The sequence below is a fragment of the Stenotrophomonas sp. NPDC077659 genome (genome assembly GCF_050268705.1).
Taxonomy (GTDB): Bacteria; Pseudomonadota; Gammaproteobacteria; order Xanthomonadales; family Xanthomonadaceae; genus Stenotrophomonas.
Genome location: NZ_JBNNHG010000014.1, coordinates 1 through 23,594, shown reverse-complemented (window position 1 = coordinate 23,594; position 23,594 = coordinate 1). Strand labels below are relative to the sequence as shown.

Here is a 23,594-nt window from a genome sequence, read left to right as displayed (position 1 = left end):
TTCCGTCCATCTACCCAAGGAACCGTCCATGTACTGGATCGCACTCGCCCTGACCCTCCTGGTCGCATTGCTGCACGTCTACTTCCTGGTGCTGGAGATGTTCCTGTGGACGCGCCCGGTGGGCCTGAAGACGTTCCGCAACACGCCGGAGAAGGCCGAGATCACCCGTGTTCTGGCAGCCAACCAGGGCCTGTACAACGGCTTTCTGGCCGCCGGCCTGTTCTGGGGCCTGTTCGACCACCTGCCGATGCTGGTGAACTTCTCGCTGGGCTGCGTGATCGTGGCCGGCTGCTACGGCGCGTGGAGCGTCAACAAGCGCATCTTCTTCATCCAGGCGGTGCCTGCGCTGCTGGCCGCGGTGGCATGGTGGTTCGTGCCGGCCTGATTGTCTGATGGTGCTGCGCGCATCCACCCATGGGGTGGATCTACTGCGTGATGCATCCACCCATGGGGTGGATCTACTGCGGTAGTGCCACGCCATGCGTGGCTCCGCACCCTCCACAAAAAAAACGGCGGGCCGAGACCCGCCGTTTCCGTGTGTGCATGTCGCAGGCGATCACGCTGCCTGCGAACGCGGATCCTTGTGCTGGCGGTCGTAGTAGCTGGCCGCACGCAGTTCGTGCGTGTCGAAGTCATCCACGGTAATGGTGTCCAGGGTAAGCGTGCGGAGCTCTTCCAGCAGGCTGCGTTCGTCCTGGGTGATCACGCCTTCGGCCACGGCTTCGTCCAGCTGCGCCTTGAAGTCCAGCGCCTCGATCCCCTTGCTCTTCAGTGCCTTCAGGAACTTGCGCTCCACCGGCTCGGCCATGATCGCCTTGCTCAGGTAGCTGTTGATGCGGCCACCGGGATTGTTCTCGCACGGGGTCAGGAACACGCCGTTGGCCAGGCGGTCACGGGCTTCATTGGGTGCCATCAGCAGGGCGGCGACGCGGCGGCTCAGGCGGTCGCCCGGGGCCTCGGCACGACGGCCCAGGGGGAAGATCAGCGCCCACATCAGCCAGCCGATCGGACGGATCGGGAAGTTGCGCAGGGCGGCCGACAGCGATTCCTCGATCTTGTGAACGCTGTCATGGAAGGCCCAGGCCAGCAGGGGCTGGTCAGCCTGCGGTGCGCCTTCGTCGTGGTAGCGCTTGAGCATGGCGCTGGTCATGTAGACATGGCTCAGCACGTCGCCCAGGCGGCCGGACAGCGATTCCTTGAACTTCAACTTGCCGCCGAGGGTCATCATCGAGATGTCGGCCATCAGTGCCAGGTTGGCCGAGTAGCGGTCCAGCTTGCGGAAGTAACGGCGGGTGTAGGCGTCGCCCGGGGCGGCACCGAAGCGCGCGCCGGTCAGGCCGAACCAGAACGAACGCACCGCATTGGAAATGCCGTAGCGGATGTGGCCGAACAGGCTGCGGTCGAAGTCCTGCAGGCCGGCACGGGTATCGGGATCCTGCGCAGCCTTCATTTCCTTCAGCACCCACGGGTGGCAGAGGATCGCACCCTGGCCGAAGATCAGCAGGCTGCGGGTCATGATGTTGGCGCCTTCCACGGTGATGGCGATCGGCGCGGCCTGCCAGCTGCGGCCGGCGAAGTTGCGCGGCCCCAGGATGATGCCCTTGCCGCCGATCACGTCCATCATGTCCGAGATCACTTCACGGCTCATGGTAGTGCAGTGGTACTTGGCGATGGCCGACGGTACCGACGGCACGTCGCCGCGGTCCACGGCGGCGGCAGTGGCCTGCGACAGCGCGCTGATCTTGTAGGCCTTGCCGCCAATGCGGGCCAGCGCTTCTTCCACGCCTTCAAAGCGGCCGACCGACAGGCCGAACTGCTTGCGGATACGCGCGTAGGCGCCGGTGACTGCAGCGCCCGCCTTGGCACCGCCACTGGCGGTGGAGGGCAGGGTGATCGAGCGGCCCACGGCCAGGCACTCGTTGAGCATGTTCCAGCCCTTGCCGGCCATCGCAGCGCCGCCGATCAGCTGGGTCAGCGGAATGAACACGTCCTTGCCCCTGATCGGACCGTTCTGGAAGGTCGAGTTCAGCGGGAAGTGGCGACGGCCGATCTCCACGCCGGCGGTATCGCGCGGCAGCAGGCCCAGGGTGATGCCGATATCGCGGGTGTCGCCGATCAGGCCATCCGGGTCGTACATGCGGAAGGCGAGGCCGATGAGCGACGCAACCGGGGCCAGGGTGATGTAGCGCTTGTCGAAGGTCAGCTTGACGCCAAGCACCTGCTCGCCGTTCCACTCGCCCTTGCAGACGATGCCGTAGTCCGGAATGGAAGTGGCGTCGGAACCAGCGAACGGACCGGTCAGGCCGAAGCACGGCACTTCGCGGCCATCGGCCAGGCGCGGCAGGTACTGGTCCTTCTGTTCCTGGGTGCCGTAGTGCACCAGCAGTTCACCCGGGCCCAGCGAGTTGGGCACGCCCACGGTGGAACTGACCACCGAGGACACCGAGGCCAGCTTCTGGATGACCTTGTGGTGGGCCAGCGCGGAGAAGCCCAGGCCGCCGTATTCCTTCGGGATGATCATGCCGAAGAACTTGTTCTTCTTGATGAAGGCCCACAGCTCCGGCGGCAGGTCGGCATGGACGTGGGTGATTTCCCAGTCGTTGACCATGCTGCACAGCTCTTCCACCGGGCCATCGAGGAAGGCCTGTTCTTCAGCGGTCAGCTGCGGCTTGGGGTAGTTCAGCAGGATGTTCCAGTCCGGGTCGCCGGTGAACAGCTCGCCTTCGAAACCGACCGAACCGGTTTCCAGGGCAATGCGCTCGGTCTGCGACAGCGGCGGCAGCACCTTGCGGAACACCTTCATCATCGGGCCGGTCAGCAGCGGCTTGCGGATGAACGGCAGCAGCAGCGGCACGGCGATCACCGCCAGCACGGCGGCCGCGACGATCGTGGCGGTCTGGTTGACGTAGGGCACGAACCAGCAGACGGCCAGAAGGGCCAGGCTGATCAGCGTCCAGGTCAGCAGGCGCATGCGGTGGTAGGCGACGAACGCGCCTGCCAACAGCAGGGCGAGGAAGGGAAGAACGATGCTCATGAGCGTGCTCCGGTGACGTGCTCGTTTGTGGCGGACGAAGCTGCAGCATCCGCTGCGGGCAACACGTCCAGATAGTCCAACACAGTAGCGGTAAAGGCGTCGTTGTCATCACCGGCGACCATGTGCGTGGCCTGCGGCAACGGTACGTGGCGCGCGTGCGGCGCCAATGCCAGGAATTCGGCCACGGTCTGCGGCGTGACCAGATCGCTGCGGCCGCCACTGACCAGCAGCAGCGGGCACTTCACCTGGCGCGCGGCCTCGGCCAGTGCATCCTGGTGCTGTTCGCTGTCGCGGGCCAGTTCGGCCACCAGGCGTGGATCCCAGTGCCAGCGCCAGCAGCCGTGGTCATCCTCGCGCAGCAGTGCGCGCAGCGACTGCTCGGATTTGCGCGGACGGTGCGGCATGTACGCCGAGATCACGTCGGCGGCCTGGACCAGCGAGGCGAAGCCGTCGGGATGGGCGGTCATGAAGGCGAGGATGCGCTCGACACCGGCGGTATCCCAGCGCGGGGTGATGTCCACCAGCACCATCGCCGAGAACAGGCCCGGCCAGCGCGATTCGGCCAGCAGGCCGAACAGTCCGCCCATCGAGGCGGCGACCAGCACCGGCGGGCGTGGCTGCTCGCCGGCCAGCACGATCAGGTCATCGGCGAACTGTTCGCCGTGGTAGGGCAGGTCGGCGGCGTTCCAGTCCGAATCGCCGTGGCCACGCGCGTCGTAGGCCAGTGTCTGCAGGCCGGCGGCGGACAGCGCCCGCGCAGTCGCATTCCACGCATGGCGGGTCTGGCCGAAACCGTGGGCGAACAGCACGCGCCCGCGTCGGCCGTGGTCGCTGGCCGTGGCGGCCAAGTGAGCGCCGTGGGCCGCCTCCAGGCGCAGGTCATGAAACGCAGCGGGAGCAGGGGACGTAACCATACTCGTTAGTATGGAGTGCCGGTAAGGGAAGTCAATACCATACAGTATGGTGCACTGCAGAACGCCTCATCCCCGCCGCGCGACGTTTTCCACCGCAACGGCGTACTGCAACGAACCCCGCCGTATGGTTAAATCACCCCATGACTCAACCTGACGCTTCTGCCGGCGAACCGCGTGCCGGCCGCAACAGCCGCCTCAGTGCCGAAGACTGGGCACAGGCGGCCCTCGATCTGATTGCTGAACAAGGCGTGGGTGCCGTCGCGGTGGAGCCGCTGGCGCGCCGCCTGGGCGTGACCAAGGGCAGCTTCTATTGGCACTTCCCCTCGCGCGATGCGCTGCTGCAGGCCGCGCTGGAACGCTGGGAACTGTTCGAGCAGGAGCAGGTCTTCGGCAGCCTGGAAGACGTTCCCGATCCGCGCGCGCGGCTGCGCCAGCTGTTCCAGATGGTGGCCCACGAAGTGCAGCCGCACATCATCTACAGCGAGCTGCTGAAGGCACTGGACCACCCGATGGTGCGGCCGGTGATCGACCGTGTCTCGCAGCGCCGGCTGGACTATCTGGTGGCTTCGTTCCGCCAGGCCGGGCTCAGTTCGACCGATGCGCGCCATCGTGCACGGTTGGCCTACGCGGCCTATGTCGGCTTCCTGCAGCTTTCGCTGCAGCTGCAGCAGCCCAAGCAGGCGCGCGAGGATTTCGAAGCCTACGTCGAGCACCTGATCGAGACGTTGATTCCGAACGGTTGATCGATGCCGCCGGACATGCAGAAAGCCGCAGCATGCTGCGGCTTTTTTCATGGGGGATTTCCCAAGGGTGCGGGGAAAAACAAGCAAAAAAAAGCCCGCCGGTAAGGCGGGCCATGCGCTGCCACAGACGCGGGTCTGCGGGCGGCTGGATATTAATTGACCTTCTTCGGAACCTTCTGCATGCGGATGAATTCATCCTGTGCAGAGGTCTTCTGCCGGCGGCGCTCGGCCACGGTCAGGCAGTTGTTCTGCGGGAAGTTGGAACCGATGGTCTTCTCGCGCTTGCAGATCAGGCGGCTGTCGGCCGCGGCCTGGGTCAGGATGGTGTTGATCAGGCTCTGGTCGTTGAAGATCTCCACCCGGGTCGGCTCCGGCAGGCGGTCGATGTTGCCGACGCCGTCCAGATGACGCTGGATGCGGTTCATCGCCTCCGCCACCTTGCTCTTGTCGTCTGGGGTGATCTCGCTGTACTTGTCGCCATTGAGGTCGGCAAGCACGGTCTGGCGCTGCTGCTCGAACGGCTTCTTCACGTCGACTGCCGAGCCGATCTGCGCAGATGCGGTGAACTGGAACGCGCAGGCCAGGAGCACGCCGGTCAAGATCCGTTTGCGGGTGTAGCTCATCATCCTCTCCTCCTTGGTGGAAAAACGAGATGGCCCGGCGAACCGGGCCATCTCCCAACTTACAGGCTCAAACAGCAGCCGTCATCAGAAGCGCTGGGTGTACTGCATGTACATGTAGCGGCCCGGGATGTCGTACTGCGGGTCGAACGAGTTGGCGAACGCGTCCAGGGTCACCGGCGGATCCTTGGAGAACACGTTGTTGGCGCCGATGCGGACGGTGCCATTCCACGGCAGGTTGTAGGACAGCTGCAGGTCGTGGTAGGCGACCGACTCGATGTGGCCTTCGCTGACGTCTTCGGTCAGGCCCGAGCGGTAACGGATCATCCAGCTGGCGCTGAAGTCGCCGTAGGTCCAGTCGGTGGTCAGGTTGCCACGGACGCGCCAGTACGGGTCGGACTCGAAGTACTTGCCGTTCAGAGCTTCCCAGGCATCAGACTTCGAATCGCGGCTGCGGTTCTTGCTGACGTAGGAAGAGTCCAGGGTGAAGGCGAAGGTACCGACCTTGGTTTCCGGCAGACGGTACTTAACGGTCAGGTCGTAGCCTTCGATTTCTTGGTAGCCGGCATTGATCGGACCAATGAAGACATTGGTGACCAGGCCGTCGGCATTACGCGTGACCAGGTCGCAGTAGCTGGCGACGTTGTCGACATAGCAGCGGTCCAGAATCGTGTTGGCAGCGAAGCTGCTGATACGGTTTTCCAGCTCGATCGACCACCAGTCCAGCGAGATGTTCAGGCCTTCAGCCCACGACGGGCTGTACACCAGGCCCAGGGTCTTGCTGGTCGAGGTTTCCGGCTGCAGCGCGGTGTTGCCACCCAGGGTGAACGGGTAGATGGTCTGGCCACCGGTTGCGCCGGAGCCGCTGTTGTACTCGGCCTGGAAGCCGGCCGGCACGCCACGGTTGTAGCAGTTGGCCAGCACGCCGGCATCGCCCGCGAAGCGACCATCGGACGAACAGGGGTCGGAGTACTGGACGAAAGTGTCGGTGTTGCCGCGGTACATATTGGTGATCGACGGAGCGCGGAAGCCCTCGGCCCAGTTACCACGGACCAGCAGCTGGTCGAACGGCTTCCACTTGAAGCCGAACTTGCTGTTGGTGGTGTTGCCGAAGTTGCTGTAATCCGAGTAGCGGGTGGCCACGCTCAGTTCCAGCAACTGTGCGCCCGGCAGATCCTTCAGCACTGGAACCAGCAGTTCGATGTAGGCGTCGTCCAGCGAGTAGGCGCCGGAGGTCGGGGCAAAGGCGTTGCCCGAGGTCAGGCCGTTGGCGATGAAGGCGTCCGGCGAGGAGTAGCCGCTTTCCTTGCGGTGTTCAAAACCAGCCGCGAAGCTCAGCCAGCCAGCCGGCAGCTCGAACAGCTCACCGGACAGGTTGGCTGTGACGCTTTCGTTACGGTACTGGTAGGTGTTGTGGGCGGTGAAAAGGATGTAGTCCAGCATCTCCTGGCTCACGCCGCCGGCCGGCGACAGCGGGTTGAACGGCACGCAGCCGTCGATCACCGTACCGCCGGGGGCGTCAACGCAGACGACCTGGCCGTTTCGGACTTCCGACGGACCCAGGGACGATTCGAGGGTGAGCAGGTTGGCGTCGCCGACTTGGGTCTCCACTTCGTTGGTCTTGTTGAAAGCGTAGCCCGCATCCCAGTTGAACTGGCGACCGGCGAACTCGAAGATGCCGTCCAGGCCCAGGTAGACATGGCTGGTCTTGCTATTCTGGTCGTAAAGACGCGGTGCTTCGGTCAGGCGGTGGGTCCAGCTGACGTCACGACCATCCTGGCCGTATGCGGTGTTGTACGGGTTGTAGTAGCTGTCGCCGCTCAGGCTCAGCCCGGTGTTGATGGTGCTGAGCGGGAAGCCGGCCAGCTGCTGGGCCGAGCGGCGCTCGTTGTACAGCGCATCCATCTTGAAGGTGATGTTGTCGGTCAGGTTGTACGAACCCTGCGCGAATAGCGCACTCCGCTTCTGCGGGGTCGCCAGGTAGTTGTCTTTGGCGTAGTTGTAGTTGAAGTCGGAGGTGTAGGGGACGTACTGGTCCAGCGCGTAGTACGGGTCGCTGGCCAGACCGCTGCCGACGGCACCGGGGCGCAGGGCCAGGTTTCCACCGGCCGTGGCGGCGCGGTTGATCTTGCCGTTGGCCGAGTAGCTGCTGTAGTAGGCCGAACCCAGGCCGAAGTACGGCTCACGCGAGATAGCGCGGTCGCCGGCCATGACCTGGTCTTCTTCGACGCGGGACAGGCTGATGACCAGATTGCCGCGGTCGCTGCTGGCGCCGACGGTGGCGTCGAACGCGGTGCGCTGGCCGTCACCCTTGTCGTACTGGCCGATATAGGCATTGGCTTCGGCACCGTCGAAGTCGCTGCGGGTGATCAGGTTGACCACGCCGGCGATGGCGTCGGAGCCGTAGACCGAGGACGCGCCGTCCTTCAGCACTTCCACCCGTTCCACGATGGCGGCCGGGATAGTGTTCAGGTCCACCGAGCCGGACATGTTGGACACCCAGCGGCGGCCATTGACCAGCACCAGGGTGCGCTCGGAGCCAAGGTTGCGCAGGCTGATCGTCGAGGAGCCGTCACCACCGTTGTTGAAGTTGGTGTTGAGGCCGGCGCCGTTGGCCGAAATGCGCTGCAGGACGTCGGCGACCGAGGTCAGGCCCTGCTTCTCGATGGCCTGACGGTCCATCACGAACACCGGTTGCGAGGTTTCCACGTCAACCGAGCGGATGCGCGAACCAGTGACCTGGATGCGATCCAGGTTGGTCGCGCCGGTGGTTTCGGCTTCCTGTGCCTGGGCAGTTGCCACCGATGCACCGGCGACCAGCGCGACGACTACCGCATCGCGCAGCTTGTTGGACTTGAAATTCATTGGCTCTCTCTCTCCAAGGGAAACTTGGCTGGTTGATTGGCCTGCGAGCGGATCGAAAAAGTCGTTCCAAAAAACGCGAGGCTGAATCGATAGTAACGGCGGCTCTTCAAAAATTAAAGCTACGTTAACTTTCGCCAAGGCCCCCCATTGCACCTTCACTGAACCCTTTCGATTCAATGACTTGTGGCACATGACTGAGACTTGACAGAGATCTTCGTATCGTTTTGTCAGCAAAAAAGTTTCTGTTGATACATGTCGTTACATGTCGGAATGTATCAAGTACGCCCCGTTTTTCCGCTTTTGACACCTGAAGAAACAGGAAGGGCGCCCCTGGGGCGCCCTCTGCTACATCCGGCAATGACCTACGGCACTGGGCCGGCTACAGATCCTGTTCGTAGCGGACGTACGGCACGGTGCCGTCGTCGTTGCTTTCGTTGCGCGGGGAGAACGGATTCTTGCCGCGGCTGATCACGTTCTCGGCGCCGACGGTCAGCTGGCCCGACCACGGCGTGCGCCAGGTCAGGCCGATGCCCAGGCCTTCCCACTTGCCGGGCTTGCCCGGAACGTCGACCACACGGCCGATGATGCTGCCGGTGAAGTTGCCGTAGCCGGCACCCAGACTCAGGCTCTTGCTGTCCCAGCGGTCGACCAGGGCGGGCGATGCATCGGAAATCGGCACCAACCGCGCCTTGGCGTAGGTGCCGGCGATGGAAACGAAGCCCTCGCGGCCGATGTTGCGCTGGGCGAACACGGTCAGGTCGTTCTGCTCGGCACGCAGGGACGGGGTCTTGTTCGGCGAGGCCAGCCAAGCCGGCAGGGTCTCGCGGCTGGTACCGGCGGTGATGCCCAGGCGGTTGACACCGCGGTTGAGCGCAGCGGTGCCGGTCAGGCGGCGGGAGTTCGGCCCGATGGCGTCATCGTCATCGCCCAGGCTGGCCAGCATGCACTGGCTGGCCAGACCGCTGATGCTGGTACCGCTGCTGCTGTTGCAGAGCAGGCCCAGCGAATCGCCCGAGGACAGGCCGAAGGCGGCGTCCAGTGAATTGCGGCCGAAGTGCCAACGGGCACCGGCAGCCTGTTCACCGGTCGGCTCCAGGTACAGCAACGCCTCGACCTTGCCGCTGCCCTTGTTCCAGACCGGCAGCACGGTGCGGGTGTCCTTGCTCTGCGCATGCGCGCCCGTGATCGCGCCAAGGGCGATCAGCAGGGCCAGCGGTAGACGCAGGAAGGTACGCATCGGACCAGTTCAGACAGGGATGGACAACGGAAGTTCCCGCTGGGGCGGGAACTCGATCCTAGGGTGTTTATGAAATCTTAACAAGCCTTGATCCTCCCCAGAACACAAGACCTGCTCATTCATTGAAGTCGTTCAGGTGCCGGTACAGCCCCCTCGGCACCGTGGAACAGTATGCCGAACTCCGTCAACGGAAAGTGATACTCCCGTCCGCAGAATTCGCAGCGGACGTCCACCGAGCCGGTATCTTCAGCGGCGGCGCGGGCTTCTTCCTCGCCCAGCGAGACCAGCATCGAGGCCACGCGCTCACGCGAGCAGGAGCAACCGAAGGCCAGCGGCTTGCTGCCCATCAGTTCCGGCTTCTCCTCGTGGAACAGGCGATGCAGCATCTGCTCGGCCGGCGTGGCCAGCAGTTCGGCCTTGCCCAGCGTGTCGAACAGGGCGCTGGCACGGGCCCAGCCATCGTCGTCGCCTTCGTCGCCGGGCAGCTTCTGCAGCAGCAGGCCGACGGCACCTTGCCGGTCGGCGGCCAGCAGCAGGCGGGTCGGCAGCTGTTCGGACTGGCGGAAGTAGTCCTCGAAGGCCTCATCCAGCGCCGGCGCGGTCAGGCCCACCAGGCTCTGGTAGCGCTGCGGTTCGCGCGGGTCCAGGCCGGGGTTCTCGATGGTGATCGCCAGCAGGGCATCGCTGCCCAGGCTGGACAGGTCGCGCGGCGCATCGGCACCGTCGGCCAGCTGGGCGATGCCGCGCAGGGTGCCGGCGGCAGTGCATTCGGCGAACAGGGTCCGCAGGCCGGTGCTGCTGCGCAGCTGGATCGACAGGCGCCCGTCGACCTTGGTGTGGCCGGTGAACAGGGCCGAGGCCACGCAGGCCTCGCCGAGCAGTTCGGCCGCGTTGTCCGGGTAGACGGCATGGGACAGGATTTCCTGCCAGGTGGCCTGCAGTTGCACGTGGACGCCACGGACACCGGCGTCGGGCAGCAGGAAGCGGATCAGGGAATCGGATTGGGCGGTCATCGGCTCACATCGCGCGTAAACAGAGGCGGTTGCCGGATAATGCGCCGACAACCAGGCATGAGAAGGATGCACCAGTAATGGGGGCAGGGGGAGAACAGAACAAGGTGGAGGCCGTGGCGGACACGCCGGCCCCCCGGCGCTGGCACTGGAAGCGGCTGCTGTGGCTGCCGGTGCTGTTCGTGGGCTTCAGTTGCCTGCAGGTACTGGTGCTGCGGTTCATCGACCCGCCCATCTCCACGGTGATGCTGTGGCGCTACGGCGAGGCGCTGGGCGAGGGGGACTGGAGCTATCGGCTGCACTACCAGTGGCGCGACCTGGACCGGATGGCGCCCAGCCTGCCGATTTCGCTGGTGGCGGCCGAGGACCAGCGCTTCCCCGACCACAACGGCTTCGACCTGCAGGCCATCGAGAAGGCGCGCGACCACAACGCCCGCGGCGGGCGCCTGCGCGGGGCCAGCACGATCAGCCAGCAGGTGGCCAAGAACCTGTTCCTGTGGCAGGGCCGCAGCTGGATCCGCAAGGGGCTGGAGGTCTGGTACACGGTGCTGATCGAGGCGTTCTGGCCGAAGGAGCGCATTCTCGAGATGTACGCCAACATCGCCGAATTCGGCGACGGCGTGTACGGCGCGCAGGCGGCGGCGCAGCAGTTCTGGGGCAAGGATGCATCGCGGCTGGCCCCGGGCGAGAGCGCGCGGCTGGCGGCGGTGCTGCCAGCGCCGCGGCGCTACAGCGCGGCCAAGCCGGGGCCGTACGTGCAGCGGCGGGCGGCGTGGATCCAGCGCCAGGCGCGGCAACTGGGCGGGGCGGGGTATCTGGAGGAATAGTTCGGGATCGTTCTGCGGCGCCTTCTTTTTCCGTGCCTAGAGCCGGAGCAAGGCGACAGGCAGGACACGCCGTAAATACGTCCCTGTAGGCTCGGGCGGCGCATCCATGCGCCTCACGGTCCTGCCTGCCGCCCTGCTCCGGCTCCGGACAGTTTCCTGCGCGCGCGGAACGAGGGCGGGAATTCAAAAGCAAAAAGCAGAATCAAAAGCTGTTGCCAACCAAGGTTGGCACCTACCAGGAGCGGTTAGACGCGCGCGTACGCACCGCGCTCGCGCTGATGTGTCCAGAGGCGGAGGGCATGGCCGTGCAGGACCGTAGGCGCCATGGACGGCGCCTACGAGCTACATGGACGTATTTACCGCGTGTCCTGCACGGCCATGCCCTCCGCCTCCCCACGCATCAGGAAGGCGCTGCTCTTGAGCTCTGGCTTCGAAAGGCGGGTCGGCGGGCTGCAGGCCCGCCAGCCACGTACAATCCATTCATGACACGCGAACGCCTCACTCTGGTCATCGCCGCCTACAACGAAGCCGAGGCGCTGCCCTGGCTGCATCCCCGGCTATGTGCGGTGCTGGACGATCTGGGCGATGTCGAAGGCCACATCCTGTATGTGGATGACGGCAGCCAGGATGGAACCTGGGAGGTCATTGCCGGTCTGGCACAGGCCGATGCGCGCGTGTCGGCACTCAAGCTCTCGCGCAACTTCGGCAAGGAGGCGGCACTGACCGCCGGCCTGGACCTGGTGCGCGAGGGCGCGGCGATGATTCTCGATGCCGACGGCCAGGATCCGCCGGAGCTGGTACCGCAGTTTGTCGCGCGCTGGCGCGAAGGCTATGACAACGTCTATGGCACGCGCCTGGTGCGTGACGGCGAGAGCTGGGTCAAGCGCGCTACCGCAGCCATCTTCTACCGGGTGATCGGGCGCTTGTCGCGCACGCCGATTCCGGCCGACACCGGTGACTTCCGCCTGCTGTCCTCGAGGGCACTGAGCGCGCTGCGCGAGATGCGCGAGCGGCATCGCTTCATGAAGGGACTCTTCAGCTGGGTGGGGTACCGTCGCGTGGCGGTGCCCTACCATCGCCACGCGCGGGTGGCGGGCAGCAGCAACTTCAGCTTGTGGCGGCTGTGGAATTTCGCGCTGGAGGGCATCACCGGGTTTTCCACGGTGCCGCTGCGGGCAGCGACTTACCTGGGCCTGGCGACGGCGGCGGCGGCGTTCGTGTTCGGCGTGTGGGTGATCCTCAAGGCGGCCCTGTATGGCGACCGTGTGGCGGGCTGGCCGACGATGATGGCGGTCATCCTGTTCCTGGGCGGCGTGCAGTTGATCGCCCTGGGCCTGATCGGCGAATACCTGGGCCGCCTGTACGAGGAATCCAAGCAGCGGCCGCTCTACCTGGTTGACGCGTGGCTGGCACCTTCCGTGGCAGACTCGGCCCTGCAACCCACCCTGGGAGGGCAGGCAGATGACGACGGTACGGCAACTGTTGGACGGCAAGTCCCCTGAAGTGCATGCGGTCGCGCCCGGCGCGGCGGTGATCGATGCGATCCGGCTGATGGCTGAGAAGGGCATCGGCGCGGTGCTGGTGATGGAGGGGCCGCGACTGGTCGGCATCCTTTCCGAGCGCGACTACGCGCGCAAGATCGTGTTGCATGATCGCTCTTCGCGCGATACCGCCGTGTCCGAGATCATGACGGCAAAGGTGGTGACGGTGTCACCGGGCGAGCAGGTGGAGCACTGCCTGCAACTGGTGACCGACTACCGCATCCGCCATCTGCCGGTGGTGGACGGTGGGTCGGTGCTGGGCGTGATCTCCATCGGTGATCTGGTCAAAGCGGTGATCGACGCGCAGCGGCGGGAGTTGGATCACCTGCAGCAGTACATCGTGGCGGGGTGAGTTTTTCGCTGGCGGGCTTGCAGCCCGCCGGCCCGCTAAAAGCTGACGGCCAGATCTAGAGCAACTGCAGCGCCTTCCTGATGCGTGGGGAGGCGGAGGGCATGGCCGTGCAGGACACGCGGTAAATACGTCCATGTAGCTCGTAGGCGCCGTCCGTGGCGCCTACGGTCCTGCACGGCCATGCCCTCCGCCTCCAGACACGTTCCCGCGCGCGCGGAGCGTTTCAGTGCTGATCACCCGCTCCTCGTAGCTGCCAACCTTGGTTGGCACAGCTTTTGATTCTGCTTTTTGCTTCTTTCTTGTGAATTCCCGCTCTCGTTCCGCGCGCGCAGGAAACTGTCAGGAGTGGGACGGGTGGGCCAGTCAGGACACGCCGTAAACCCGTCCCACTCACACCAGGATCAACAGAGGCGCCGCGAACAACGCTGTAAACCTACTTCGCGTACTGCCCGCCGCAGCTGGCATCCTTGCCCGGCCCCGTTTCAATCGTGGCCAGCAGGGCGGCCGGCGGGGCGATGCTGCCCAGTGCCAGGGCCACCACGCCGCGTACGCCGAGTGCCTTGAAGTCAGGTCGGAATGAGGGATCCTTGAACGTGCCGCCGATACGCAGCGGCGAGCGCAGCACCAGGATGCTCTTGTCCTTCGGCCGCGGCTTCAGCAGCAGGTCCAGCCGCTCATCGCGAAGGCTCACCGTGCCCTCGCCGATGATGATCGTGTCGGTGGTATCCACCGCCAGCGCCTGGCTGGTCATCAGGCCATCGCGCACGCCGAAATCGGCGAAGGCGCAGCGCAGCGGAATCTGCCTGTCGCCGGCGACCAGGAACTTCAGCGACTCGGTGATGTCCAGGCCGGCCAGTTCCATCACCAGGTTGCCGACATGCCCGCGGCCCATCGCCAGGCCGACACTGCCGCTGCTGCTGCCCAGCATCGCGGCGATGGAATTGCCGCGCCCGCTGAGGTCGATGTTGCCGCCAATGCCACCCTTGGCCTGCTCGGCCAGTTTCGCGTCGGGGAACAGCTGGCCCAGCTGCACGCCGCGCACGCTGGCTTTCAGCGCCGTGGCGATCTGCGGCTGGCGCGCATCCATGCGGATCGTGCTGCGGATGTCGCCACCGGCCACGCCAAAGTTCAGCGGGTCCAGACGCAGCACGCCGTCATCCAGCAGCAGGTGTGCGTCCATGTCATCCAGCGGCAGAGATGGCGCATTGATGCGGTGCGCTTTCCAGCGCACATCGGCGTCCATCGCACGCAGCTTGCCCAGGTTGTAAGGCGTGTCCGGCAGCACGCGCGGGCTGGCCGCGACCTGGGCGGCCTGGGCCTTCTGCTCGGCGTTGGCGGTCTCGCCGCCACCGGTCTTCGGCGGCGCACCGACGAAACCGGCCAGATCGTCGAAATCCAGCCGGCGCGATTCCAGCGTGGCGGTCAGGCGTGGGCGGTCACGGCCCACCTCGAACTGCAGGTTGCCGCCGAGATCGCTGTCGCCGACCTTGCCGGTGAATCCGTCATAGCGCCACACGTTGTGGTCGCGCTTGAGCCGGCCATTGAGGGCATATGGCGGCGAGGGCGGGATGGCGATGCCCAGCAGCGGATAGAGATCGGCCAAGTCCTGGCCGCTGAGCGCGAACTGCAGGTCAAACACCTGCAGTGCGAAGGGATTGGTCAGCGTGCCGGTGGCGACGGCGTGGGTCGCCCCGGCGCGGCCATCGAGGTGGATGCGGAACGGATGCGCGCTGTCGGTCAGCTGCAGCGGTGATTCGGTGCCGCCACTCAGCGTGAACGGATTGCCCTGCCAGCGGCCCTGGCCTTTCACCAGCAGGGGCGGGGCAGCATCGGCTTGTTTCGGGTCACCGCTGCGCACGCCCACGCGAATGTCGGTGCGGCCCAGTGCATCCAGGAACTGCAGCCGGCCGTCGTCGATGCGCAGGCCTTTCAGTTGCAGTGTGCTGCTGCCATCGCTGGCCGGCAGGAAATCCCAGTTGCCTGCCTCGCCTTTGCGCGGTGCGGTTTCCAGCAGGACGTCCGGGCGGGTCAGACGCACTTCCGGCAGCTGGATGCTGCCGCGCAGCAGCGGCCAGACCCGCACATCGATTTCCACGCGGTCGGCACTGGCCATGTTGGCCTGTTTCGACCAGGTGGCATTGGCGAAGGTGATCGCATCGGCGCGGATCGTGCTGGTACGGCCGAGGTCGACGTCCAGGTGGCCGATGTGCAGCGCGCGGCCGGTGCGGGCCTGCACCGCGCGCTCCACCGGGCCCTTGAACCAGTTCCAGTCCCACAGCGCGATGAGGACCAGGATCGCGGCCAGCAGGAACACCAGAACGGCCAGCCAGCGCTGGCCGCGGCGGCCGGGACGGCGGAGGCGCCAGCGCGAACTGCGCGGCGCAGCAGGGGAAGGGGCAGCATTCACGCTGCCATGGTTGCCCCATCCGGGTGCACGGCATGCGAAGCGTCCATGTGCATGGCGTGCACATCGGCGCCGGGGGGCCGGTTTACAGCACCTGCATGGTCACCGCGACGAAGTGGCAGACGCTGCCGCCGATCACGAACAGGTGCCAGATCGCGTGCGAATAGGGGATCGATTCGCGATGGTAGAAGTAGGTGCCGAGCGTATAGGACAGGCCGCCGGCGAACAGCCAGGCCAGGGTCCCGCCGTCGATGGAGGCCCACATCGGCTTGATCGCCACGATCACCAGCCAGCCCATCGCGATATAGATGCCGGTGGACAGTGCCTTGAAGCGGCCGGTGTAGAACAGCTTGAACACCACTCCGCCCAGCGCCAGCGCCCAGATGGCCGTGAACAGCCCCCAGCCCCACGGGCCGCGCAGGCCGATCAGGGTGAACGGAGTGTAGGTGCCGGCAATCAGCACATAGATCGCGCAATGGTCGAAGACCTTCAGCCGACCCTTGGCGGTGGGGTGCTGGATGGCGTGGTACAGCGTGGAGGCGGTGTACAGCAGCAACAGGGCGATACCGAACACGATGGCGCTGGCAAGCTGCCAGCCGTCGCCGTAGATGGCGGCCAGGGTGATCAGGACGGCGCTGGCGGCCAGCGCGAACACAGCGCCCAGCCCGTGGGTCAGGGCACTGGCGATTTCTTCACGGATGGAAGCAACGGTCGTGGAAGACATGGCGATGACGTGATTCGCGGGGAGGGGGACCCGCAGCCCCCCTATCATCGCCGCGATGGCGGTTGCTTGCACCCCCGTCACCGTATGGTGGATGAATCCGCGCCCATCCACGCATGGCGTGGATCTACCGGGCGCGGATCCGACCCCTGGCTTTCAACCCACCGAGACGGTGTGCGCTGCTTCGCGGGTGGCCGAGAAGCGCACGTCCGGGGCGCGTTCCTGGGCCAGCTGCAGGTTCACCCGGGTCGGTGCCAGGTAGACCAGGTGGCCGGCGGCGTCCAGGGCCAGATTCAGCGCGTTCTTCTCGCGGAACTCTTCCAGCTTCTTCTCGTTGCCGCAGTGGACCCAGCGCGCGGTGGTGACGCTGACCGGTTCGAAGGTCGCTTCCACGCCGTACTCGTCCTTCAGGCGGTAGGCGGCCACGTCGAACTGCAGCACGCCCACCGCACCCAGGATCAGGTCATTGCTGGTGAGCGGGCGGAAGAACTGGGTCGCGCCTTCTTCGGACAGCTGGGCCAGGCCCTTCTGCAGCTGCTTGAGCTTGAGCGGATCGCGCAGGCGGGCGCGGCGGAACAGTTCCGGGGCGAAGTTCGGAATGCCGGTGAAGGTGACCGCTTCGCCTTCGGTGAAGGTATCGCCGATGGAGATGGTGCCGTGGTTGTGGATGCCGATGACATCGCCCGGCCACGCTTCAGCGGCGATTTCGCGGTCGCTGGCCATGAAGGTCAGCGCGTTGGCCAGCTTCATGTCCTTGCCGGTGCGGACGTGGAAGGTCTTCATGCCGGCCGTGAAGCGGCCCGAGCAGATGCGCATGAAGGCCACGCGGTCACGGTGCTGCGGGTCCATGTTGGCCTGGATCTTGAACACGAAGCCACTGAGCTTGTTCTCTTCCGGCGCGATGATCCGGCCAGTGGTGGTGCGCGCCTGCGGCGGCGGTGCGTGCTCGACGAAGAAGTCCAGCAGCGGCTGCACGCCGAAGTTGTTCACGCCCGAGCCGAAGAACACCGGGGTCTGCTTGCCGGCGCGGTAGGCGTCCAGGTCAAACGGGTGGCTGGCGCCCTGCACCAGTTCCAGTTCGTCGCGCAGCTCGGCCAGCATCTGTGCACCGATCTTTTCGGCCAGGCCGGGCGCATCGATGGACGGGAAGATGGTCGAATCCTGGCGGGTGAAGTTGCGGCCCGGCTCGTACAGATGCACTTCGCCGGTCAGCAGGTGCACCACGCCCTTCAGGCGCTGGCCCATGCCGATCGGCCAGGTGACCGGGGCGCACTGGATGCCCAGCACGGTTTCCACTTCATCCAGCAGCTCGATCGGGTCCTTGCCCTCGCGGTCGAGCTTGTTGATGAAGGTCATGATGGGGGTGTCGCGCAGGCGGCACACTTCCATCAGCTTGATGGTGCGCTCTTCCACGCCTTTGGCCACGTCGATCACCATCAGCGCCGAGTCCACCGCGGTCAGCACGCGGTAGGTGTCCTCGCCGAAGTCGGCGTGGCCGGGGGTGTCGAGCAGGTTGACGATCTTGCCTTCATAGGGGAACTGCATCACCGAGGAGGTGACGGAGATGCCGCGCTCCTTTTCCAGCGCCATCCAGTCGGAGGTGGCGTGGCGGGCCGCCGTGCGGCCCTTCACCGAACCGGCCATCTGGATCGCGCCGCCGAACAGCAACAGCTTTTCGGTCAGCGTGGTCTTGCCGGCGTCAGGGTGGGAAATGATGGCGAAGGTGCGGCGACGCGACGCTTCGTTGGCGACTTCGGACATGGCAGTGGCGCCCGCCCGGGGCGCTTTTCAAAGAGATAAGCGCCCGATTATACCGGCCGGGGCCGGTCAGCGTCCGGTGCCGCCATCGGCGTCGCCCTGGCGGGCGAACTGCAGCGCGCCCTGCGCGGTGAAAATACGCACCGGCACCGAGCGCAGGCCCATGCCGCGGTTGACCTGGACCACGAAGTGCAGGTGCGGGGCAGTGCTGTAGCCGCTGTTGCCGGACAGGCCGATGGGCTGCCCGGCCTGCACCGTCTGGCCAGCCCGCACACGCATGCCGCCCGCCTGCAGGTGGCCGTACAGCGCCATGCTGCCGTCGCTGTGCAGGATGCGGATGAAGTTGGCGCGGCCACCATCGCGTTCGCGGTCCTGGCCATTGGCCTTGAAGCCGTCCTGCACCTGCATCACCGTGCCCTCGCGCGCGGCCATCACCAGGGTGGCCTCGGGCAGGGCGAAATCCACCGCGTCGCGGTTCTCTTCATCGTGGTGGCTGAAGCGTCCGTTCGGGGCCTGGTCCACGCGCAGCTGCGACGCTTCGAACGGCAGCCGGTAGGCCACGTCCTCGGCCTGCGCGGCGGGGTTGCCCGGCACCGACTGCAGGCGTACCTCCAGGCTGCGGCCATCGGCAGGGGCCGGCAGGTGGCCGACCACCAAGCTGCCACCGCCCTGGACCAGGGACCGCAGCGGCAGGCCTTCAATGGCGGCGCCCGGTGCCGGCCGCAGCTCGATCTGCACCGGGCCGGCCAGCGGATTGTCGATGCGCGCCTGCCATTGCCCCCCCATCGCCTGCAGCTGCAGCCGAGTGGTCGGTGCGGCCAGCGGGGCGTCGTCACTGCGGGCGGCCACATCTGCCTTCGGCACCAGGCCCCAGCCCTGGCGCCAGTCGCTGGCGTGTGCGGTTGCGCTTGCCAGCAGGGGCAGCAGCAGGCAGGACAGGGGCAGGCGGGGCATCGATCGATCCAGCGGAAAGGGCGCTGGGGACTCTACCGGATCCTGGACATGAGAGCCGGCACCCGTTCCCGGAATGGGAATTCATTTATTCCATCGCTTTATCCGCATGAAGGGATTGACAGGGCCGGAAAGGGCTGGCATCGTGGCTTCACCATCGAGACCGGCAGAGGGACAGGCCCTTTGAAGCCGGGGCAGCCCGCAGAAGCGAAAGCGTCTGCGTAGGTGCCAAATCCTGCGGGGACCGTGGCGTCCACCGGAAGATGGTTCGAACCATGCACCGCACGTGCATCTCGAACGCGAGCCCCGCGAAGGCTCGATGGCCGATTTCCCACACGGATCCTGCCATGAGCTTCGCCCCCAGCACTGCCGCCCGCCCCGAACCCTTTGTCCCCGTCAGCGTGCCGGTCGATGACCGTGTGCACGCCGAGCGCGGCGAGTTCGCCGCCGTGCTGTCGATGCGCCACGCCGGGGCCAGCCCGGTGCGCCTGCGCTACGAGTGGGTGGGGCCGGCCGACGCGCCGGTGGTGGTGCTGGCCGGTGGCATTTCCGCCCATCGCCATGTTGCGTCAAATGCACAGTTCAGCGAAAAGGGCTGGGCCGAAGGCCTGGTCGGCAACGGCCGCGCGCTGGATCCGCAGCAGCTGCGTGTACTGGCCTTTGATTTCATCGGCGCTGACGGCGCGCTGGACGTGCCGATCGATACCGCCGACCAGGCCGATGCGCTGGCGTTGCTGCTGGACCATCTCGGCATCCGCACGCTGAAGGCCTTCGTTGGCTATTCCTATGGCGCGCTGGTTGGCCAGCAGTTCGCCATCCGCCACCGCCGCCGCGTGCGCCAGCTGGTCCTGGCCAGTGGCGCACACCGTCCGCACCCTTACGCCGCCGCCTGGCGTGCCCTGCAGCGCCGTGCCGTTGCGCTGGGCCAACTGCAGTGCGGCGAAGACCACGGGCTGGCGCTGGCCCGGCAGTTCGCCATGCTCAGCTACCGCACGCCGGAAGAATTCGGCGAGCGCTTCGATGCCGCGCCGGAGGTGGTCAATGGCCGCGTACGTGTGGCCGCCGAAGACTACCTCGATGCCGCCGGTGCGCAGTACGTGGCGCGCACGCCGGTGACTGCCTACCTGCGCCTGTCCGAATCGATCGACCTGCACCGCGTGGATCCCGCCGCCATCCTGCCGCCCACCGTGGTGGTGGCCGTGGAAGGCGACCGCCTGGTGCCGCTGGCCGACCTGGTGGGCCTGGTCGAAGGGCTGGGCCCGCGCGGCAGCCTGCGCGTGCTGCGCTCGCCCTACGGCCACGACGCCTTCCTCAAGGAAACCGATCGCATCGACGCGATCCTCGCCACCGCCTTCCGCACTTCTGGAGAGTCCGTATGAGCCTGCACGCCAACGAGCCGTCCTGTAGCCGCACCACTGCCGCTGTCCGCGCCGGCATTGATCGTGACACCGCACATGGCGCGGTCACCCCGCCGATCGTGCTGTCGTCCAACTTCAGCTTCGAGGGCTTTGGCAACAAGCGCCAGTACGACTACACGCGCAGCGGCAACCCCACCCGCGACCTGCTGGGTGAAGCGCTGGCCGAACTGGAAGGCGGCGCGGGCGGCGTGATCACCGCCACCGGCATGGGCGCGATCAACCTGGTGCTGAACGCCCTGCTGCAGCCGGGCGACACGCTGGTCGTGCCCCACGATGCCTACGGCGGCAGCTGGCGCCTGTTCAACGCGCTGGCGAAGAAGGGGCACTTTGAACTGGTGACTGCCGACTTGACCGACCCGCGCGCGCTGGCGCAGGCGCTGGCTACCCAGCCGACGCTGGTGCTGGTGGAAACCCCGTCCAACCCGCTGCTGCGCATCACCGATCTGCGTTTCGTCATCGATGCCGCGCACAAGGCGGGTGCGAAGGTCGTGGTGGACAACACCTTCCTGTCGCCGGCGCTGCAGCAGCCGCTGTCTTTCGGTGCCGATGTGGTGCTGCATTCAACCACCAAGTACATCAACGGCCACAGTGACGTAGTGGGCGGTGCGGTGATCGCGGCAGACCCGGCGGTGCACGAACAGCTGGTGTGGTGGGGCAACGCGCTGGGCCTGACCGGTTCGCCGTTCGATGCGTTCCTGACCCTGCGCGGCCTGCGCACGCTGGATGCGCGCCTGCGCGTGCACCAGGAAAACACGGCCTCGATCGTGGCCCTGCTGGATGCACACCCGGCGGTGGCGCGCGTCTACTACCCGGGCCTGGCAGACCACCCCGGCCACGCCATCGCCGCGCGCCAGCAGAGTGGTTTCGGCGCGATGCTGTCGTTCGAACTGGCTGACTGCGAAGGCGACGATCCGCATGCAGCGGTGCGCGCCTTCGTCGATGGCCTGCGCTGCTTCACCCTGGCCGAATCGCTGGGCGGCGTGGAAAGCCTGGTCGCGCACCCGGCCACCATGACCCATGCGGCGATGACGGCCGAGGCGCGTGCTGCCGCTGGCATCAGCGAAGGCCTGCTGCGCCTGTCGGTGGGCATCGAGGCCGAGCGTGACCTGCTGGCCGATCTCGACGCGGCCCTGCAGCGTGCCGAAGCGGTGATCGGCGCTGCCGTGCGCCGCAAACAGGTGGTGGATGCATGAGCGCGCTGGCCGCTGACATTCCGGCCCTCGGTGGGGGGCGCCTGGCCCTGCTCGGGACCGGCACGGTGGGTACCGCCTTCGTACAGCGTTACCAGGCCCTGCATGCGCGCGGGTTGGAACTGCCCAGCGTGCAGTGGCTGGCCAATTCGCGCACGGCACTGGCCATTGATCGCGACCTGGCACTGCCGTTGGAACTGGCCCGGCGTGCGCCGCGCGATGGGCAGAATTCGCCGCCATGGGCCAGCACTGAAGGGCTGGAACGGGGCGATGTGGTGGTCGATGCCACTGCCAGCGAGGACGTGGCCGCACGCCATGTGCATTGGCTCGCCCGTGGCGTACACGTGGTGACGGCCAACAAACTGGGCCGCGGTGCGCAGCTGGCGCGTGCGCAGGCCATCGCCGAGCGCTGCGCCGATACCGGTGCGCGCTACGGTGACAGCGCCACGGTGGGCGCGGGCCTGCCGTTGTTGAGCAGCCTGCGCGCGCTGGTGGCGGGTGGCGACCACATCCATGCCATCGAGGGCGTGCTGTCTGGTTCGCTGGCCTGGTTGTTCCATCGCTACGACGGGCAATCACCGTTCTCGGCGGCCGTGCGCGACGCGCTGGCGGCCGGGTATACCGAACCTGACCCACGCGTAGATCTGTCGGGTGAAGACGTGCGGCGCAAGCTGCTGATCCTGGCCCGCAGCAGCGGGTTGGCGCTGGATGCCGCGCACGTGCAGGTGGAGCCGCTGGTGCCGGCGGCGCTTGCAGACGTGCCGTTGGCGGAGGCACTGGCCGGGCTGGAACAACTGGACGCCCCGCTGCAGGCGCGCTGGCAGCAGGCGCACGCGCAGGGCCGCGTGCTGCGTTTCGTCGGTCGTGTCGATGCCGGTGGCGCACAGGTGGGACTGCGCGAACTGCCGGCCGATCATCCACTGGCGCAGGGGGCGGGTACGGACAATCGCGTGGCCATCCACAGCGATCGCTACCGCCAGCAGCCGCTGCTGATCCAGGGGCCGGGTGCGGGTGCGGAAGTCACCGCTGCGGCGCTGCTGGACGACGTGTTGCGGATTGCGGGTTGACCGCATGCCGCTGCGCTCGCCGGGCACGGCCCGGCGCTACCGTCCATAGATCTGCAGCTTCGTAGAGCCGAGCCGATGCTCGGCTGTGCTTGACGTCGCCGGTCACGCGCGATGAGCCGAGCATGGGCTCGGCTCTACAAGGGCACCCGGCAGGTCAACGCGTCTTCAGCACCTGCAACAACGCCGCGTTGAACTGCTTGGGATCCTGCACCTGCGGCGAGTGCCCCAGCCCGGCGAACTCGACCAGGGTTGCGCCGGGAATCGCCGCGGCGGCTGCCTTGCCCAGCGCGGGGTAATCGCCCAGCGTGGCCTTCAGCGCGGGCGAGGCGCGGTCACGGCCGATGGCAGTGCGGTCCTTCTGGCCGATGAACAACGCGGTCGGCACCTGCAGGTGCTTCAGTTCGTAGATTACCGGCTGGTTGAACACCATGTCCGAGGTCAGGGCCTGGCTCCAGGCCACGGCCTGCTTGCCATCACCCTCGTACATGCCTGACTGCATGCGCGCCCAGTGCTCGTAGTCGGGCTTCCACTGGCCGTCGTAGTAGACCTCCAGCTGGTAGCGGCGGATGCTGTCATAGCTGGTTTTCAGTTCGCCGGCATACCACTCGTCGACGCTGCGCCAGGGCACGCCCAGTGCCTTCCAGTCTTCCAGGCCGATCGGATTGACCAGCGACAGGCTGCGCAGGTCCTGCGGGTACATCAGCGCGTAGCGGATGGCGAGCATGCCGCCCATCGAGTGGCCGACCAGATGCACTGGCACGTCGCCCAACTGCAGCTGCTGCAGCAGCGCATGGGTGTTGGCCGCCAGTTGGCCGAACGAGTATTGATAGCGCTCGGGCTTGCTGGCTTTGCAGAAGCCCACCTGGTCCGGTGCGATGACCCGGTAACCGGCGGCTACCAGCGGCTTGATCGATTCCTTCCAGGTGGCCGCACAGAAGTTCT

The 23,594-nt window shown here is 66.4% G+C and carries 19 protein-coding genes and 1 riboswitch; of the genes, 8 read left to right on the top strand and 11 right to left on the bottom strand.

The window, feature by feature from the left end:
* Positions 1-28: 28 nt before the first annotated feature.
* Positions 29-385 carry a DUF1304 domain-containing protein gene (locus tag ACQKDV_RS03865; protein ID WP_427782470.1) on the top strand — a complete coding sequence of 119 codons (357 nt, stop codon included), beginning with the start codon at positions 29-31 and terminating at the stop codon, positions 383-385.
* A 171-nt stretch (positions 386-556) separates the two neighbouring features.
* Here the strand turns inward: ACQKDV_RS03865 and ACQKDV_RS03860 are convergent, their stop codons facing one another.
* Together ACQKDV_RS03860 and ACQKDV_RS03855 are read right to left on the bottom strand one after the other, a co-directional pair.
* Positions 557-3,034, bottom strand: coding sequence for an acyl-CoA dehydrogenase (locus ACQKDV_RS03860; protein WP_427782469.1), 2,478 nt, complete (start codon positions 3,032-3,034; stop codon positions 557-559).
* On the bottom strand, positions 3,031-3,948 hold the full coding sequence (locus ACQKDV_RS03855; protein WP_427782468.1) for an alpha/beta fold hydrolase: 918 nt from the start codon (positions 3,946-3,948) through the stop codon (positions 3,031-3,033). Before ACQKDV_RS03855 ends, ACQKDV_RS03860 begins: the two co-directional genes overlap by 4 nt.
* Before the next feature lie 140 nt (positions 3,949-4,088).
* Between ACQKDV_RS03855 and ACQKDV_RS03850 the strand changes: the two genes are divergently transcribed.
* Positions 4,089-4,691 carry a TetR/AcrR family transcriptional regulator gene (locus ACQKDV_RS03850; RefSeq protein WP_427782467.1) on the top strand — a complete coding sequence of 201 codons (603 nt, stop codon included), beginning with the start codon at positions 4,089-4,091 and terminating at the stop codon, positions 4,689-4,691.
* Positions 4,692-4,843: 152 nt separating this feature from the next.
* On the opposite strand, the gene ACQKDV_RS03845 is transcribed toward ACQKDV_RS03850, so the two are convergent.
* The 4 genes from ACQKDV_RS03845 to ACQKDV_RS03830 form a co-directional block, all read right to left on the bottom strand.
* Positions 4,844-5,314, bottom strand: coding sequence for a hypothetical protein (locus tag ACQKDV_RS03845; RefSeq protein WP_427782466.1), 471 nt, complete (start codon positions 5,312-5,314; stop codon positions 4,844-4,846).
* 84 nt (positions 5,315-5,398) lie between these two features.
* The gene (locus ACQKDV_RS03840; RefSeq protein ID WP_427782465.1) at positions 5,399-8,176 is read right to left on the bottom strand and encodes a TonB-dependent receptor; all 2,778 of its coding nucleotides are present in this window, start codon (positions 8,174-8,176) and stop codon (positions 5,399-5,401) included.
* A gap of 379 nt (positions 8,177-8,555) precedes the next feature.
* A complete protein-coding gene (locus ACQKDV_RS03835; protein ID WP_427782464.1) occupies positions 8,556-9,413 on the bottom strand; it encodes a hypothetical protein in 858 nt (285 codons plus the stop codon).
* 119 nt (positions 9,414-9,532) lie between these two features.
* Entirely contained in the window at positions 9,533-10,426 is an 894-nt protein-coding gene (locus ACQKDV_RS03830; RefSeq protein ID WP_427782463.1) for an Hsp33 family molecular chaperone HslO, read from the bottom strand.
* A gap of 77 nt (positions 10,427-10,503) precedes the next feature.
* On the opposite strand from ACQKDV_RS03830, the gene mtgA reads away from it, so the two are divergent.
* The 3 genes from mtgA to ACQKDV_RS03815 all read left to right on the top strand — a co-directional run bounded on the left by mtgA (position 10,504) and on the right by ACQKDV_RS03815 (position 13,143).
* Positions 10,504-11,250, top strand: coding sequence for a monofunctional biosynthetic peptidoglycan transglycosylase (mtgA, locus tag ACQKDV_RS03825; RefSeq protein ID WP_427782462.1), 747 nt, complete (start codon positions 10,504-10,506; stop codon positions 11,248-11,250).
* Positions 11,251-11,732: 482 nt separating this feature from the next.
* Positions 11,733-12,752: a glycosyltransferase family 2 protein gene (locus tag ACQKDV_RS03820; RefSeq protein WP_427782461.1), complete on the top strand. Its 1,020-nt coding sequence runs from the start codon at positions 11,733-11,735 to the stop codon at positions 12,750-12,752.
* Entirely contained in the window at positions 12,712-13,143 is a 432-nt protein-coding gene (locus ACQKDV_RS03815; protein WP_427782460.1) for a CBS domain-containing protein, read from the top strand. Before ACQKDV_RS03820 ends, ACQKDV_RS03815 begins: the two co-directional genes overlap by 41 nt.
* A 433-nt stretch (positions 13,144-13,576) precedes the next feature.
* On the opposite strand, the gene ACQKDV_RS03810 is transcribed toward ACQKDV_RS03815, so the two are convergent.
* The 4 genes from ACQKDV_RS03810 to ACQKDV_RS03795 form a co-directional block, all read right to left on the bottom strand.
* Positions 13,577-15,550, bottom strand: a complete 1,974-nt coding sequence (locus ACQKDV_RS03810; RefSeq protein WP_427782459.1) for an AsmA family protein — start codon at positions 15,548-15,550, stop codon at positions 13,577-13,579.
* 82 nt (positions 15,551-15,632) lie between these two features.
* A complete protein-coding gene (gene trhA / locus ACQKDV_RS03805) occupies positions 15,633-16,271 on the bottom strand; it encodes a PAQR family membrane homeostasis protein TrhA (RefSeq protein ID WP_079222824.1) in 639 nt (212 codons plus the stop codon).
* Positions 16,272-16,424: 153 nt separating this feature from the next.
* A complete protein-coding gene (locus tag ACQKDV_RS03800) occupies positions 16,425-18,029 on the bottom strand; it encodes a peptide chain release factor 3 (RefSeq protein ID WP_427782458.1) in 1,605 nt (534 codons plus the stop codon).
* A gap of 66 nt (positions 18,030-18,095) precedes the next feature.
* Complete coding sequence (locus tag ACQKDV_RS03795) at positions 18,096-18,980, bottom strand: M23 family metallopeptidase (RefSeq protein WP_427782457.1); 885 nt, start codon at positions 18,978-18,980, stop codon at positions 18,096-18,098.
* A gap of 148 nt (positions 18,981-19,128) precedes the next feature.
* Positions 19,129-19,247: riboswitch (SAM riboswitch) on the top strand.
* A gap of 77 nt (positions 19,248-19,324) precedes the next feature.
* Between ACQKDV_RS03795 and metX the strand changes: the two genes are divergently transcribed.
* The 3 genes from metX to ACQKDV_RS03780 are packed head-to-tail and all read left to right on the top strand — an operon-like array spanning position 19,325 to position 22,652.
* Positions 19,325-20,356 carry a homoserine O-succinyltransferase MetX gene (gene metX, locus ACQKDV_RS03790; RefSeq protein WP_427782456.1) on the top strand — a complete coding sequence of 344 codons (1,032 nt, stop codon included), beginning with the start codon at positions 19,325-19,327 and terminating at the stop codon, positions 20,354-20,356.
* Positions 20,353-21,588, top strand: a complete 1,236-nt coding sequence (locus tag ACQKDV_RS03785) for an O-succinylhomoserine (thiol)-lyase (RefSeq protein WP_427782455.1) — start codon at positions 20,353-20,355, stop codon at positions 21,586-21,588. Before metX ends, ACQKDV_RS03785 begins: the two co-directional genes overlap by 4 nt.
* Entirely contained in the window at positions 21,585-22,652 is a 1,068-nt protein-coding gene (locus ACQKDV_RS03780) for a homoserine dehydrogenase (protein WP_427782454.1), read from the top strand. Before ACQKDV_RS03785 ends, ACQKDV_RS03780 begins: the two co-directional genes overlap by 4 nt.
* Positions 22,653-22,806: 154 nt before the next feature.
* On the opposite strand, the gene ACQKDV_RS03775 is transcribed toward ACQKDV_RS03780, so the two are convergent.
* On the bottom strand, positions 22,807-23,594 hold a 788-nt coding region (locus tag ACQKDV_RS03775; protein ID WP_427782453.1), incomplete at its 5' end, for an alpha/beta fold hydrolase.

Excerpts from the sequence above, each read along its gene's own strand:
- ACQKDV_RS03865 (WP_427782470.1), top strand. The coding sequence starts at position 29 with ATGTACTGGATCGCACTCGCCCTGACCCTCCTGGTCGCATTGCTGCAC.
- ACQKDV_RS03860 (WP_427782469.1), bottom strand. The coding sequence starts at position 3,034 with ATGAGCATCGTTCTTCCCTTCCTCGCCCTGCTGTTGGCAGGCGCGTTC.
- ACQKDV_RS03855 (WP_427782468.1), bottom strand. The coding sequence starts at position 3,948 with ATGGTTACGTCCCCTGCTCCCGCTGCGTTTCATGACCTGCGCCTGGAG.
- ACQKDV_RS03850 (WP_427782467.1), top strand. The coding sequence starts at position 4,089 with ATGACTCAACCTGACGCTTCTGCCGGCGAACCGCGTGCCGGCCGCAAC.
- ACQKDV_RS03845 (WP_427782466.1), bottom strand. The coding sequence starts at position 5,314 with ATGAGCTACACCCGCAAACGGATCTTGACCGGCGTGCTCCTGGCCTGC.
- ACQKDV_RS03840 (WP_427782465.1), bottom strand. The coding sequence starts at position 8,176 with ATGAATTTCAAGTCCAACAAGCTGCGCGATGCGGTAGTCGTCGCGCTG.
- ACQKDV_RS03835 (WP_427782464.1), bottom strand. The coding sequence starts at position 9,413 with ATGCGTACCTTCCTGCGTCTACCGCTGGCCCTGCTGATCGCCCTTGGC.
- ACQKDV_RS03830 (WP_427782463.1), bottom strand. The coding sequence starts at position 10,426 with ATGACCGCCCAATCCGATTCCCTGATCCGCTTCCTGCTGCCCGACGCC.
- mtgA (WP_427782462.1), top strand. The coding sequence starts at position 10,504 with ATGGGGGCAGGGGGAGAACAGAACAAGGTGGAGGCCGTGGCGGACACG.
- ACQKDV_RS03820 (WP_427782461.1), top strand. The coding sequence starts at position 11,733 with ATGACACGCGAACGCCTCACTCTGGTCATCGCCGCCTACAACGAAGCC.
- ACQKDV_RS03815 (WP_427782460.1), top strand. The coding sequence starts at position 12,712 with ATGACGACGGTACGGCAACTGTTGGACGGCAAGTCCCCTGAAGTGCAT.
- trhA (WP_079222824.1), bottom strand. The coding sequence starts at position 16,271 with ATGTCTTCCACGACCGTTGCTTCCATCCGTGAAGAAATCGCCAGTGCC.
- ACQKDV_RS03800 (WP_427782458.1), bottom strand. The coding sequence starts at position 18,029 with ATGTCCGAAGTCGCCAACGAAGCGTCGCGTCGCCGCACCTTCGCCATC.
- ACQKDV_RS03795 (WP_427782457.1), bottom strand. The coding sequence starts at position 18,980 with ATGCCCCGCCTGCCCCTGTCCTGCCTGCTGCTGCCCCTGCTGGCAAGC.
- metX (WP_427782456.1), top strand. The coding sequence starts at position 19,325 with ATGAGCTTCGCCCCCAGCACTGCCGCCCGCCCCGAACCCTTTGTCCCC.
- ACQKDV_RS03785 (WP_427782455.1), top strand. The coding sequence starts at position 20,353 with ATGAGCCTGCACGCCAACGAGCCGTCCTGTAGCCGCACCACTGCCGCT.
- ACQKDV_RS03780 (WP_427782454.1), top strand. The coding sequence starts at position 21,585 with ATGAGCGCGCTGGCCGCTGACATTCCGGCCCTCGGTGGGGGGCGCCTG.